This window comes from Halomonas sp. SpR1 (assembly GCF_031010175.1).
Lineage (GTDB): Bacteria > Pseudomonadota > Gammaproteobacteria > Pseudomonadales > Halomonadaceae > Vreelandella.
Genome location: NZ_JAUAMB010000049.1, coordinates 1 through 13,775 on the forward strand (window position 1 = coordinate 1; position 13,775 = coordinate 13,775).

12 protein-coding genes are annotated in these 13,775 nt (G+C 53.6%); 1 reads left to right on the forward strand and 11 read right to left on the reverse strand.

All coding sequences use genetic code 11. The features are described from left to right. Positions 1 to 175 precede the first annotated feature (175 nt). Complete coding sequence (locus tag QT231_RS22095) at positions 176 to 2,092, forward strand: alpha/beta hydrolase domain-containing protein (protein WP_308338952.1); 1,917 nt, start codon at positions 176 to 178, stop codon at positions 2,090 to 2,092. A gap of 137 nt (positions 2,093 to 2,229) precedes the next feature. Here QT231_RS22095 and QT231_RS22100 read toward each other — a convergent pair whose 3' ends face one another. From QT231_RS22100 to QT231_RS22150, 11 genes are all read right to left on the reverse strand, one after another. After that, a complete protein-coding gene (locus QT231_RS22100) occupies positions 2,230 to 2,490 on the reverse strand; it encodes a hypothetical protein (RefSeq protein ID WP_308338953.1) in 261 nt (86 codons plus the stop codon). A gap of 17 nt (positions 2,491 to 2,507) precedes the next feature. Then, complete coding sequence (locus tag QT231_RS22105) at positions 2,508 to 3,311, reverse strand: M48 family metallopeptidase (RefSeq protein ID WP_308338954.1); 804 nt, start codon at positions 3,309 to 3,311, stop codon at positions 2,508 to 2,510. A gap of 123 nt (positions 3,312 to 3,434) precedes the next feature. Continuing rightward, positions 3,435 to 4,049: a hypothetical protein gene (locus tag QT231_RS22110; protein ID WP_308338955.1), complete on the reverse strand. Its 615-nt coding sequence runs from the start codon at positions 4,047 to 4,049 to the stop codon at positions 3,435 to 3,437. Positions 4,050 to 4,405: 356 nt separating this feature from the next. Beyond that, entirely contained in the window at positions 4,406 to 5,161 is a 756-nt protein-coding gene (locus tag QT231_RS22115; RefSeq protein ID WP_308338956.1) for a hypothetical protein, read from the reverse strand. Positions 5,162 to 5,289: 128 nt separating this feature from the next. Continuing rightward, the gene (locus QT231_RS22120) at positions 5,290 to 6,333 is read right to left on the reverse strand and encodes a hypothetical protein (RefSeq protein ID WP_308338957.1); all 1,044 of its coding nucleotides are present in this window, start codon (positions 6,331 to 6,333) and stop codon (positions 5,290 to 5,292) included. A 525-nt stretch (positions 6,334 to 6,858) separates the two neighbouring features. Continuing rightward, a complete protein-coding gene (der, locus tag QT231_RS22125) occupies positions 6,859 to 8,262 on the reverse strand; it encodes a ribosome biogenesis GTPase Der (protein WP_071695367.1) in 1,404 nt (467 codons plus the stop codon). After that, positions 8,259 to 9,428 (reverse strand): outer membrane protein assembly factor BamB, encoded by a 1,170-nt coding sequence (bamB, locus tag QT231_RS22130; protein ID WP_308338958.1) that lies wholly within the window; start codon positions 9,426 to 9,428, stop codon positions 8,259 to 8,261. The genes der and bamB overlap by 4 nt, the downstream gene beginning before the upstream one ends. Further along, positions 9,425 to 10,081: a tetratricopeptide repeat protein gene (locus QT231_RS22135; protein ID WP_308338959.1), complete on the reverse strand. Its 657-nt coding sequence runs from the start codon at positions 10,079 to 10,081 to the stop codon at positions 9,425 to 9,427. The genes bamB and QT231_RS22135 overlap by 4 nt, the downstream gene beginning before the upstream one ends. Positions 10,082 to 10,187: 106 nt before the next feature. Continuing rightward, positions 10,188 to 11,489 carry a histidine--tRNA ligase gene (gene hisS, locus QT231_RS22140; protein WP_308338960.1) on the reverse strand — a complete coding sequence of 434 codons (1,302 nt, stop codon included), beginning with the start codon at positions 11,487 to 11,489 and terminating at the stop codon, positions 10,188 to 10,190. Positions 11,490 to 11,550: 61 nt separating this feature from the next. Next, the gene (ispG, locus tag QT231_RS22145) at positions 11,551 to 12,666 is read right to left on the reverse strand and encodes a flavodoxin-dependent (E)-4-hydroxy-3-methylbut-2-enyl-diphosphate synthase (protein WP_308338961.1); all 1,116 of its coding nucleotides are present in this window, start codon (positions 12,664 to 12,666) and stop codon (positions 11,551 to 11,553) included. An 8-nt stretch (positions 12,667 to 12,674) separates the two neighbouring features. Further along, complete coding sequence (locus QT231_RS22150; RefSeq protein WP_308338962.1) at positions 12,675 to 13,733, reverse strand: RodZ domain-containing protein; 1,059 nt, start codon at positions 13,731 to 13,733, stop codon at positions 12,675 to 12,677. Between the last annotated feature and the right edge of the window lie 42 nt (positions 13,734 to 13,775).

Genomic DNA, 13,775 nt, shown 5'->3' on the forward strand with positions numbered 1-13,775 from the left:
GGGACTGATCTCGATACTGGACGCGGTAAGATGGCTCAAGCGTTCTTCATGAACCGCCGTGGTACGGAACCGTATGCCCGGTGGTGTGAGAGGACAGGGGAGGCGACTCCCCTTCCTACTCGATTGGCTAACGCTTATGATAATTAGTACATAAAAACAATACTCAGGAGTTGTCATGAAGCATCTTCCACAAATAGCATTAATGACATTGGCGGTGGCTGGGGGAATGGGATTATCTCCTGATACTCAAGCCAGAGTAACTGGGTTTGAAATCGGCAATACGGTCGTTGATTATGATGGCGAACGCTTTGGAGAGTCTGGTGCTTACGAGAGAATTGAGGCCGTGGCAAGCTTCGCTATTAACCCTACGAGTTCTAGAGCCAGTAACTTTGCCGATTTAGAAAAAGCACCTGTTAATGATCAAGGTGAAGTGGTCTTTAGTACGGAAGTGGTTATTCTACGACCTACTGAGCAAGCCTCAGGAGTGCTTTTCTACGAAGTCCCTAACCGTGGCCGCAACTTGAGTTTTCCGTTACTTAATCTAACGAGTATCTCGGGAGACTTTGCAGTAGATGAGCCCGGTGATGGTTTTTTAATGCGCCAAGGTCACACCATGGTATGGAGTGGCTGGCAGACCGGTTTGAGCGATAGTTTGATCGAGATTGATTTGCCGGTTATCGAGGGGGTAACAGGTGAATCTCGTGAGGAGTTCGTTTTCGATAACCATGAGTCGGTAAGCGTTGCTGCCCTTACATACCCTGCCGCAGACCTAACCCCCGAACATGCCTCTCTAACCGTTAGGCCTACGCCTGATGCGCCCCGTCGAATGGTGGAGGGGTTGTCGTTTCGCTATTTGGATGAAAATCGTATAGAGATTCAGCGGCCCACTAGTATGGATGGCGGCGCTATATATGAGTTTATTTATATCGCCAAGCATCCAGTACCCGCCGGGTTAGGGATGCTCGCGACGAGTGACCTGGTCGCCTTTCTCAGAGGTGCGCAAGGACATGATGTTGAAACACCCCTGAATAATATTGAGCATACAGTGGCAATGGGGATTTCCCAGTCAGGGCGCTTCCTGCGCGATTTGATATATCAAGGATACAATGCTGATAGTCAGGGTAATAGAGTATTTGATGGCGCCATGGCTCATATTGCAGGGTCACGAAAGACGTTCACCAACTACCCTTTCGCTCAGCCTGGTCGATTCTCCCGGCAGCATGAAGATCATGATGCGGTAGGCGATCAGTTCCCCTTCAGTTATGTAGAGACGTTGGATCCACTGTCGGGGCAGAGCGACAGTATTTTGGCCGCCTGCCGTGAAAACGATACGTGTCCGAAGCTTATGCACACCGACACCTCGGCGGAATTTTGGCAGGCTCGTGCGTCATTAGTCGCTACTTCCCCCACCGGGGAACCCCTCACGATGCCTGAAGATGTGCGATTATACTTCTTCGCTGGGGCGCCGCATTTTAATGCTTGGGGAGGAACGTCTTCAGACAGTGACGTCTGTAAATATCCGAGCAATCCCATTAGCGTGGCACCTAGCATGCGGGCGCTTGTGAACGCGATGGCGTCTTGGGTCGTAAATGATGTAGCACCGCCAGCCAGTCGTTATCCAGGTTTGAATGGAGAAGGACTTGTGGATAGCGAAGCGCTGAATTTGCCACCACTACAGGGTGAAGTACCTCAGCCGCCTATCAATGCGTTGTATGCCAGAAACCATACTATGGTTCCACCCGAAGCAGGTGAACAATATTCGGTGAGTGTGCCAGAAGTTGATGAGGACGGCATTGCTTTGGGAGGCATACGACAGCCCTATGTGGCTGCGCCACTAGGGACTTATTTAGGCTGGAATTTGCGCGACCAAGGGTATGCAGAAGGTCAGTTGTGTAACTTGTCCGGTAGCTTTATCCCTTTTGAGAGTCGTAATGATATTAGTAATGATGGTAGGAAGACCGTATCAAGCCGATACCCAAGCCCCGAGTCATACCAAGAGTCCTTAGGTAAAGCTATAGATGAGCTGGTAGATACTGGCTTTATGCTCGAGGAGGATCGCCAATGGGTGATGGAGGGTGCTCCAGAGCTATAACACACATGCTTAAATAGTTGTAAATGAGGACTTGTGCTCTCGATAGTATCTATCCTCATGATCAACAGCAGTGCTAAAAAAAGCGGGGGCGGATACTGTATCCGCCCCCGCTTTTTAGTTACACCGTTAAATATGCTTCACTTAGCGCGCTTAACGTACAGCCCCACCGTGCACATCACTAGCCCTACCACCGAAAGCAGCATGCCGCCATTGACTAACAGCGGCGAGCGCTGGAGCCAGGAGACAAACGGTTGCGGGGCGTCTCTGCAGACACTCTCGATATAGTCCCAATGACCGCCATCGAGCTGGCACGCACGAACGTCATTGAGTTCCCAAAAATAGACCCCCATCAGCACAAACAGCGGTAGCACCAGCAGTAGTAATCCCAGCTTAATCATTTAAACCTCAAGAGCCGTTAAGGACGCGGACAGTTGGGGGTGCGACCACTGCTGCGCGCCTGTTCATAGCGGGCCAGAGCCTGATCCATATTGGCTTGTAGCCCCTGAATACGCTGGCCTTGGCCGGGGTGAGTCGACATCCACTCGGGGGGCGATCCGCCACCCGATACCGCCTGCATATTTTCCCACAGGGTAACGCTTTCGCGTGGGTCGAAGCCCGCCTGCGCCATTAGATCCAGGCCGATGACGTCAGCCTCGCTCTCATGGGCGCGGGAGAACGGCAGTACGATACCGTATTGCGCGCCCATACCGAGTACGCCCATCAACTGCTGGCCACCGGCAGACTGCATGCCGGAAGTGCTGGAAATAACCGACAGGCCTAACGAGGTGGCACTCTGGGTAGAGGCTCGCTCATTGGCATGGTTGGCCAGTACGTGTCCAATTTCGTGACCAATTACGGAAGCCAGCTGATCCTGGTTAGTGGCAATGTCCAGCATGCCGGTATTCACCCCCATATAGCCGCCGGGGAGTGCAAAGGCATTGGGTTGCTCGGATTTAAATACACGGATTTGCCAATCGAGCTGTTGCTGCTGGGCAGGGAGTTCCGCCACGATGGCATCGGCAATACACTGCACGTAGCGATGGCTGGCCTGACCGGCTGTGGGTAGTTCCTGCTGATATTGAGTGAACGCCTGACGGCCCATCTCATTTAATTCACTATCAGAGAGCAACAGTAACTGCGAGCGTCCGGTAGGCGAGGTAGTACAAGCGGCAATAGACGCGCATAGCGCGGTAATAGCAAGGGGGCGAAGCCAGCGCATGAGACGGTTTCCTTATAGACGAATAGGTTTCTTGGACACAAGATAACCGCTGATAGCAGTAAATCAATATCTCCCATCATAACCTACCTGGAGGAGGAGTATGGAGGCTGGAATGAGCAGTCCTTAACCCTGCGGTACTAATTGTCCATCAGCCCCTACATTTAGGCGAATGGTGGGCGTCAACAAACCTGCAGGAAGCCGCATGCCTAAACCGCGTAGATCCCCAGGCGTGATGGCCAACTGACTGCCGGGCGGTAGCTCGCCTTGAGATGCCAACTGGCTGGCAAGTTCCAGCATGGGAGCCATGCGTTGGGTATCGGTAGCGAGGACATCAAAGGCAACCGGCAGGCGTAAATTGGCATCGTCGCCGGAGGTTAGCGTGACGTCTTGCTCATAGTTGCCCTGCACAGGGTCGACGCCAGGCATATCCAACGACCAGCGAAAGCCTGACATTTCCACCGGGGGCATGCCCGCAGGCAGGCCCAATCCCATGGCGATGGTGGCCTGAATAGGCAGGCTACCGGCACCAAGGCTGGAAGCAATCAGGCTGGTAATGTCGCTGGTGTCTAGCCCCGCGTTAATGCTGTAAGGGCCAACACGCACATCTTCGACCCCCAGTGAGGTCACCGCCAAACGAAATGCAAACAGGCCGGTTTGGGGCAGGGCGAGACAGCCCGTGAGCAGACTGGCAACGCCAAACAGGGTCAGCCAACGCCAGTAGCGAGCAATATAAAGCATAAGATTCCCCTTAAGTAGGGCGTAAGGTAGTGGGGTATAACGATGCCAAGTGTAAGGTGTTAATGCGAACTGACTAGGTTCGGGCTAATAAGCGCGGCTATTTGAGGACTGAAACCATGCGCTGTCAAGCGAAATTGGCCGCTTCGAAGGTGACTTACGAAGCGAACGATAAAACGCTCGCTTTAGGTTTGGTTTAGTGCATGGAACCGCAGATAAAAACCATTCTGGAGGCGCTGAGGAAATAACACCTATCTAGGTAGCAAAGATTAGAAAATTTTATCGATTTTTGGCAACACTGAACTTGGCGTAAGCCTACAGCAGCTTGTGTTTACCCATGCTGCTATTCGTCAATTATCTCATTCTTTCGAAAAAAGGAAGCTTTCTAGGTTATCTTTCAATCCAACCGGCTCCATCAATTCAAGAAGGCTTGTGTAGCTCTCGCCCGAGAGAGGCTCTTGGTCACTATAATGCGTAATTTGGGCGTTAAGACTGGCTAACCAAAAGTCTGGATATTGTGCCTGCTCAATAGGTGGTAAGTTTTCGTAGTGCTCTAGCACCTCAGTTAAACTATTGGTTATAGTTCCTTTCTCCTTCCATTCACGAATTATTTTGTCGCCGACTTCTTTTTTCCAATCCTGCCATTGGTCGTATTTCTCTTCCCAGGCTGCCCGTCTCTCATTAATGGTAAAAGTACCGCCTTCGTCATAGGTAATTAGTGTAAGCTGATCCGCCGATAGCCCTTTGAAAGGATTGCTACCTTTACCATTGACGAAATCAGTTGCCTGTTTGGCGCGTTCTAACAGTATTGGATCATTCGTATCAGGCACCTCTGCATCGTGGCGTGCCTTGTTGTTATGGTAGGAACTACCTATCAGTTGGTCGGTAATGTTTTTTGCCTTACCTGCCAATTCATCTCTGCCCATAATGGCGTCTCGAGCATCGGCTCGCGCCTGAACCTCGTTAAGCTGCCGGGCTAGGGGGGAAAGGTTAGGCTCAGGACTCTTGTCGCTACTGGCATTGTCAACGTGCTTGGTTGCTGAGCTGGTACGACTAGTGTTTAGTTCTGTTGACTGAGTCGGGGGCTGCTGTAAATAGCTGTTCACATTGATCATGATTTTTTCCTCTCATTGATCCTTCCGTCCTTATGCATAGCATCCATAGCTGTAAAGTCACCTTCTAAAAGTGTTTGAGAACAGCAGCCTTCAGCACAGCTTATTACTATTATATATAATCACCATTACTACAAAATATTTTGGTAAGGTACCCAGCTTGAGTTTTCCCCATCCGAATGATTGTTTTCTTGAGTTCGCAATGCTGAGTCTAATAAATTTAAATTATGGCTGTTTTTATTAATTTCTTGAATATCTATGCTGATCAAAGAGTGTTGTCCTTGATCATTGCTGATAATGGCAAAAAAGCTATCTTGGGCTTTTTTCAAGCCATTGTTGTACTCTGGTAAAGAAGTTGTGATGTTAGAGGGTTTTCTATCTGTATCCGCATTAGATAAAGTGTTTTTATCTTTCTCTGATGAGTCGGAAATCCCACGCCAATTCTTTTCAGCCTCGGTCATCGCAGAGATTAAACTTTCTTCTATTTGTACACCTATGTCTTGTAAATCTATATCATTACCCCAGTTCTCACTCTTTCCTTGCCTATCCTCTGTTTCGAATTGTTTCTCTTGTCTTTCTTGCTCTAACTCAAAACCTTTGTTTCTAAAGTCAATATCGTTTTCGGTCATTTCCATAAAAGCCAAGTAACGCTCCGGTGATGTGAAATCGCCGGAGTCATCGAAGGCTATTTTGGAAAGAGAATGCCTATCCAAACCAGCAAAAGGGTTCTCAGATGAAGACTCAGGGTAAAGAGGTTCTGCATTATAATATTTCGAGAGTAAATAATTGGCAGCCTGTTCTGATATAGCGATTCTTTCTTCGTTAGCGCTGTTGGGCTTTTCCAAAAGTATTTCAGCCCCTTCACCTAGTTCTTGAAGTTGATGGCTTATGTTTTTTAAAAAACTATCAAAATTAGTAGAAGAACTACTTGTTATGTTTTCTTTGAGCAATATGTCTGAAATTTTCATGGCCGTCGATGATAGTTCAACAACCGTAGCTTTGCTGTTGCTCTGTGGCGCAGATGAGCTATTAGTTAGTAACGGTGAGTCGTTAGCATTTAATCTATAGTAAGATGCATTGTTTATGTAATTGCCACTTAGTTTTCCACTGCCTAAGAGTTTTTGATAGTGATCGCCGGCATTCAAAATAACACTAGCGTAATTGAAAGTTTCCATTTTTCCTCCGCAGAGTTGTTCTTTGCTATAATTGTTTCTTGTTGATAGAGTGGTTTTTAGTTAACAATAAATGCATAAAAATATTAATTTCAATGTTATAAATAACGTGGTTAACTTAAGTTATCCTGTAGGATATGTATGTCATACCTTGCTAGTGAATTATTATTAGCCTTTGAGATGCTGATGTCAAAAAGTTTTGTGTAGTGATTATAGGCGTGAATAATAATATTTTTAAGAAATTCCTAATATTTTCTTAGTTTTCATTTGGTTATTGCTAAACTCCGCCTCCTGGGCGCGGTCAATTGCATGGAATGGCATGAGAAAGAGTCTCTTTTCGGTCTTTTGAGTTATCTCGGCGGTATCAAAGATTCTGTCGTATTTCACTGCTCTTCGTTGAGGTGAGTGAGGAACGGGCTAGATCATTCGCATCAAAAAAGCGGGTGGCCACGCGGAGAGTGGTAAAAAAACGCCTGCTGAAAATTCAGCAGGCGTTTGATGAGGCATTTTTTAAATTTTGGCAATAGGCTAACGACGGCTTTTGCGCGCCTCTTTGGTGCGGTTAAGTTCGCGCTTTTTGGCCTTCTCTTTGTCGCTGGCGCCTGCCATGTCGTCGAACGGGTTGCTGCCGGAGCGGAACTCGAAGCGAATTGGCGTGCCGCGTACTTTCAATACCTTACGGAAGGTGTTGGTCAGGTAACGACGGTAGGCTTCTGGCAGCGACTCGGTTTGGTTGCCGTGGACGACGATAATCGGCGGATTGCTGCCGCCCTGGTGGGCCATGCGCAGTTTAATGCGTCGCCCGTGTACCATCGGCGGTGGGTTTTGGCTGACCGCGTCCTGAAGCAGGGTGGTGAGACGGTTGGTCGACCAGTGGGCGTTAGCGGCGTCAAAGGCGCGGTCGATCGAGGGGTAGAGATCACCCACCGCGGTGCCGTGCAGGGCAGAGATAAAGTGCAGCTCGGCGTAATCCGCAAAGCCCAGGCGGCGTTTCACCTCGGTGCGCATCTTATCCTTGGCCTCGGTCTCCAGGCCGTCCCACTTATTCACCGCCAGTACCAGCGCACGACCAGTGGTCAATACGTAGTCGAGCAGGTGCAAATCCTGCTCCACCAGGCCGCTGGAACCATCCAGTACCATGATCACTACATGGGACTCTTTGATCGCATCCAGGGTCTTGATGATAGAGAACTTCTCGGCGATTTCGCGGACGTTCTTGCGCCGCCGAATACCCGCCGTATCAATCAGCACATAGGGCTTGCCGCGACGCTCGAAGGGGATCTCAATGGCATCGCGGGTGGTGCCGGCCTCATCAAACACAACGACGCGATCTTCGCCCAGCAGGCGATTGACCAGGGTCGATTTGCCCACGTTGGGGCGACCAATCACGCCAATACGAACGCCTTTGCTGCCGGTGTCGGCCGGAATGCTGGCATCGCGCTCAGGAAACGGTTCAAGTACCACGTCAATCAGGGTCGAAACGTTGCGCCCGTGGGCGGCGGCAATCGGCCAGGGATCGCCAAGCCCCAGCGACCAGAAGTCGCCCATCGCCGAGTGCTCTTCCAGGCCGTCGGTTTTATTCACCACCAGCCAGGTTTTTTTCTGGTTAACCCGCAGGTGGTTGGCAATCGCCTGGTCGGCAGCGATCAGGCCGGCGCGGGCGTCGACCATAAACAGCACAATATCGGCTTCATCGATGGCGGCGAGTGACTGCTCCGCCATGGCGGCGTCGATACCTTCTTCGTCACCGCTGATGCCGCCGGTGTCAATGACCGTATAGACCTTATCGCCCAGCATGCCATTGCCGTACTTGCGGTCGCGGGTGAGGCCAGGAAAGTCGGCCACCAGTGCATCACGCGAGCGCGTTAGGCGGTTAAACAGCGTCGATTTGCCCACATTGGGGCGACCGACTAAAGCAATGACGGGTGTCATGGAGTTACTTCCAGGGTTTCCAGGCGACCATTGTTGGCCTGGACATGAATGGTGCTGCCTTCAGTGACCGGACGAACGCTAATGCCCGAGCTGTGCACGCGAGTACGGCCGACGATGTTGCCTTCACGTGCATCGATCAGGTGAACATAACCTTCAAAGTCACCGAAGACCAAGCGCCCATCGGCGAAGGCCGGGGCGGTCAACCAGCGATCTTCTAAATCGTCGTTGCGCCAAATTTCGCGACCGCTGTTAGCATCGAGGGCGACAACCTGGCTGTCATCGGTGACCACAAACAGGAAGTCGCCGACCAGAATCGGGGTATGGCGGCTGGAGAGATCCGCTTCCCAAAGTACGTCGCCTTGGGTTGCTTCCAGCGCCACCACACGGCCGTTATAGCTGGTCACAAACAGGCGACCATCGGGACTGATGATCGGCTGACCGGAAAGATCAACCAGCCGCTCCACTTCGCTACGCCCACGTGGGGTGGCAATCTGCATCTCCCACAGCGGCTGGCCGCTGCGGTTGTCCAGTGTGGCCAGTCGGCCATTGGCTAGGCCCACAAAGCTGACCGGATCAATCACCATCGGCGTACCGGTGCCGCGTAGAGTGAGTGATGGCTGAGAACTGGTGTATACCCAGCGCTCCTCGCCTGTGGCGCGATCCAAAGCGGTCACTTGGCCATCGACACTTTGTACCACCAGCAACTGCTGGTTGGCCTGGGGCGCGGCCAGTACTTCGCTGGATACCCGTGAGCGCCACTCTTCGCTGCCGTCACGTTGATCCAAAGCAATCACTTCGCCGTTACCGCTGGCCAGGTAAACCTGACCGGCAATCGCCGTTAGCGCGCTGGAAATAGGCGTATCCAGGTCGATTCTCCACTCGACGTCGCCGCTATCGGCATTCATCGCCATCACCACACCTTTGGCATCTGCCGCAAATACGGTGTCGCCTTCACGGGAAGGCGCGATGGGGTAGCGGGCATGGCCCAGACCATCGCCCACATTGCGTCGCCACTGCGTCGCTAACGAGGAGGTTTCGTCGAAACTGCGCAACTCTTTAGGCGTATAAGCAGGCTCGCCTTTGCTTGCGCAACCGACCAGTAGTGCTAGCGACAGTGCGCCTAAGCTTGCGCGTACCAGCTGTTTCGTTGGGATACCAAAAGTCATTGTGTCGCCTCCTCAGCGCCGAGATCATCAAGCTTGAACTGCACGCCGTAAAGCGGCTGGTCTTGAGTTTGTGCCACTTGCAGAGCGGTCTCCCATGCCTCTCGGGCCGCTTCGGTATCGCCTTGAGCGAACAGTGCATCGCCGCGTACGTTGGCGCGTTGAGCCGCTAGCGCGTCGCTAATTGGTTCATCTAGCAGCGCCAGTGCCTGCGTAGGATTGCCGTCGGCCAGCTCGACCCGGGCCAGACGCAGCCATGCAAGGCTCTGCACATAGCGGCGTGAGGAGTTGGCAGCGCTTTCCAGTGCGGTTCGCGCGCCTTCTAAATTACCCTGTTGAACCGCCAAGCGCGCATCAAGCAGCAGAGCGAGTTCGGCGTAGAGTGTCTTGCCATGCTCGTCGGTCAGTTCGCTGACCATTTCCCGGGCGCTTGCCAACTGCTCTTCGTCAAGCTCGTTGCCAGCGGTCATGTTGACCAGCTGTTGGTAGCGCATTGAGGCTGCTTCGGCTTGGCCCTGTTGATAGTTCTGCCAGGCGTTCCAGCCGAATACTCCCGCCGCTGCCAGGACAGCGCCTGCAATCAACGACATGCCGTTCTCTTTCCACCAGCGCTTGACGGCGTCTAGCTGCTCTTCTTCGCTTCTCAGCTCCACCACGGGCGGGCTCCTATTTCTAGATGTTCACATGCGAAATGTTCATATGTGCAAACAGTCGTGTTCGAGCAGGCTAGCCGCCTGCCAGGCTTATACGCGCGGCCTGGGCTTACGCGTCAGTGGTTAATAGCTCGCGCAGCGTGCGGCCCAATGCTGCTTGGGAGACGCTTTGCTGTTCGCGGTCGTCGCGCAGAAACTTGACTGTGGCCGACTGCTGGGTGATTTCATCTTCGCCGAGCAGGATGGCTATTGAAGCACCACTTTTATCGGCTTTTTTAATTCGGCTTTTAAAACTGCCGCCACCACAGTGAAGCTGCAGGCGCAGTTCCGGCAGTTCGCCACGTAGTTGCTCGGCCAGGGTGATGGCTGCCGTGGTGGCGCTATCATCCATGGGTAGCAAATAGACATCGCAGCCGCCCAGGGCGTCCTCAGGTATCAGCTCAAGGGTGTCGAGCAGCAGAATCAGCCGCTCAATGCCCATGGCAAAGCCTACAGCGGGGGTCGGCTTGCCACCCAGCTGTTCGACCAGGCCATCGTAGCGCCCGCCAGCACAGACGGTGCCCTGGCTGCCCAGTGCCGTCGTAGTCCACTCGAATACGGTGCGGCAGTAGTAGTCGAGTCCACGCACCAGGCGCGGGTTGATCACATAATTTATCCCCGCCGCTTCGAGCATCTTGGTGAGTTGCTCGAAGTGTTCCCGGGATTCGTCATCCAGGTGATCCATTAGCTGTGGCGCGGCGTCGAGCATCTCCGCCATGGCCGGGTTTTTAGAGTCAAGAATACGCAGCGGATTACTGGTTAAGCGGCGCTTCGAGTCTTCATCGAGAATGTCATGGTGCTGTTCAAAGTAGGCGACCAGCGTATCCCGATAAGCGGCTCGTGCCTCAGATGAGCCCAGCGAGTTAAGCTCCAGGGTGACGTGTTCCATCAGTCCCAGCTCTTGCCAAAGCCGCGCCGAAAGCAGAATCACCTCGGCGTCGATATCCGGGCCATCAAAACCGAAGGTTTCGACGCCAATCTGGTGGAACTGGCGGTAGCGGCCTTTCTGCGGGCGCTCGTAGCGGAACATTGGCCCCTGGTACCACAACCGCTGGGTCTGGTTGTACAGTAGACCGTGCTCCATGGCCGCGCGCACGCAGCTGGCGGTGCCTTCAGGGCGCAGCGTCAAACTCTCGCTGTTGCGATCGTCGAAGGTGTACATCTCTTTTTCGACGATATCGGTGACTTCACCAATAGAGCGCGCAAATAGCGCGGTCTGCTCAACAATAGGCGTGCGAATTTCATTGAAGCCATAACGCAGCATTAACTGGCGTACTTTGGCTTCAAAAAATTGCCAGCGTGGGCTATCGCTGGGCAGTAGGTCGTTCATACCACGAATGGCTTGAATCTTTTTAACGGCGGACTTGCTCAAAGAAAACTCCTTATTCTGCCATCAGGCGCTGTTCACCCAGGCTGGCAGCCAGCCCCAGCGGTTAAACGCTGCGGGCAATCATAGCGTCTTGCTGCTGCTGTTTTTCGCGCACTTTTTCGCGAATCAGCTGCTCCAGGTCGTCTACCAAGTGGTCGTTACGCAGTTTGCTGGCGGGCTTGCCGTCGATATACACCAGGTTGGCGGGGCTGCCGCCGGTCAGGCCGATATCGGTCTCTTTGGCTTCGCCGGGGCCGTTGACCACGCAGCCGATCACCGAGACGTTGAGCGGTGTCATCACGTCTTCCAACCGCTCTTCGAGCTGGTTCATGGTGCTAATAACGTCAAAATTCTGCCGCGAGCAGCTGGGGCAGGCAATAAAGTTAATGCCCTTAGAGCGCAGCTTGAGGCTGCGCAGCATATCAAAGCCGACCTTGATCTCTTCCACCGGGTCAGCCGCCAGCGAGACGCGAATCGTATCGCCGATGCCATCCATCAGCAGCATACCCAGGCCAATCGATGATTTCACCGTGCCCGAGCGCAGCCCACCGGCTTCGGTAATGCCTAAGTGCAGCGGCTGTTCGATGCGTGCGGCAAGGTCGCGGTAGGCAGCCACGGCCATAAATACATCCGAGGCTTTAACGCTGACTTTGAAGTCGGGGAAATCCAGACGATCCAGGTAATCAATATGGCGCATGGCGGACTCCACCAGCGCCGCTGGGGTAGGCTCGCCATACTTCTTCTGCAGGTCTTTTTCCAACGAACCGGCGTTGACGCCAATGCGGATCGGAATGCCATGATCACGGGCTGCGCTAACCACCGCGCGAACGCGGTCTTCACGGCCAATATTGCCGGGGTTAATGCGCAAGCAGTCGACGCCGAGTTCGGCAACGCGCAGGGCGATTTTATAATCAAAATGGATATCGGCAACGAGCGGTACATTGACCAGCTTTTTAATCTGACCAAAGGCTTCGGCAGCGTCCATATCGGGTACTGAGACGCGCACGATATCTGCACCGGCTTTTTCCAACTGCTGGATCTGGGCCACGGTGGCGGCGACATCCAGCGTGTTGGTGTTGGTCATGCTTTGAACGGCAATGGGGGCATTACCGCCCACCGCAACGTTTCCGACCTGAATCTGGCGGGAATGGCGGCGTTTTATCGGAGAAGGGGCGTGCATAAGACGGGTCACTCTCCCAAGGTAAATCGGGCGACGTTGTTGGCGCCTGCGCGGGCGGGAAGGTCAATTTCCTCGCCTAGGTAGCGCAGCTCGACGCCGGTGGCATTACCCACGGTTAAACGAAACGGGGGCTCGCCTTCGACGGTTGTCGAGGTGCCGGGCGTTTGCAGGCCAACGAAGACGCGCTGGTTGGTGGCATCAAAAATTTCCGTCCACGACTGTTCGTTAAACGTCAGCTCGAGGACGTTGGCATTGGCGGTTTGCTCGGCGGCAGCAGTTTGCTCACTCTCTGTGCTCTCCTGCTCGGTAGCGCTCTGGTCACTGTCATTCTGGCCAGCGCTGCTCAGTTCATCGCTTTCGGCGTCTGCGCCGTTGTCGCTATCCAGAATGGACTCGTCGAGCCCTGCAATGGCGTCAGCGTCATCCTGTGCACTGGGTACTTGATCTTGCTCAGCCGTCGGTGCCGGCGTGACGTTGGTGGCATTGCTGGGCAGCGTCGCGCTTTCGTCGCCACTGGTGAAGCTTGAACCGGCGCTCTCTTCTGTTTCAGCTGTCTCACTGGCAGGCTCTGCCGGTGCCGTAGAGGTCTCTTCCGTGGTAGTGGAGCCAAAGCCCGGTGGCTCGTTGCCGCCCCGGCTCTGCCACCACATAACGGTGACGGCGATAAGCCCCACAATGACCAGCAGGGTCACCAGCTTGAACAGCCAGGCGCCAATCCGGGAGGGCGGTCTGGCAGTGGAAACCGGGGTGACTTTGCGTTCGGTGTCGGTGCCACCGCTGCGGGCTTGATAAGCCTCAAGCACCAGCCGGTCATCCATGCCCAGGTATTTGGCGTAAGAGCGCAGGTAGCCACGCCGATAAGCGGCAACGGGGATCTCTTGGTAATTATCCTGCTCTAGCCCTCCCACTACGGCGGGACGCAGGTTGAGCGCCCGGGCCGCATCGGCGAGCGGAATACCGAGCTGCTCGCGCTGGCGAGCAAGTAGTTCGCCGGGAGAAGCGCTAGTGGGTGTGCCGTGAGTACTTGGGCTATCAATGACGTTTTCTTGTGACTGTGTATCGCTCATGGCTGAGCATCCTTCATTAAATAAGCGGTGATCAGGGTGTCT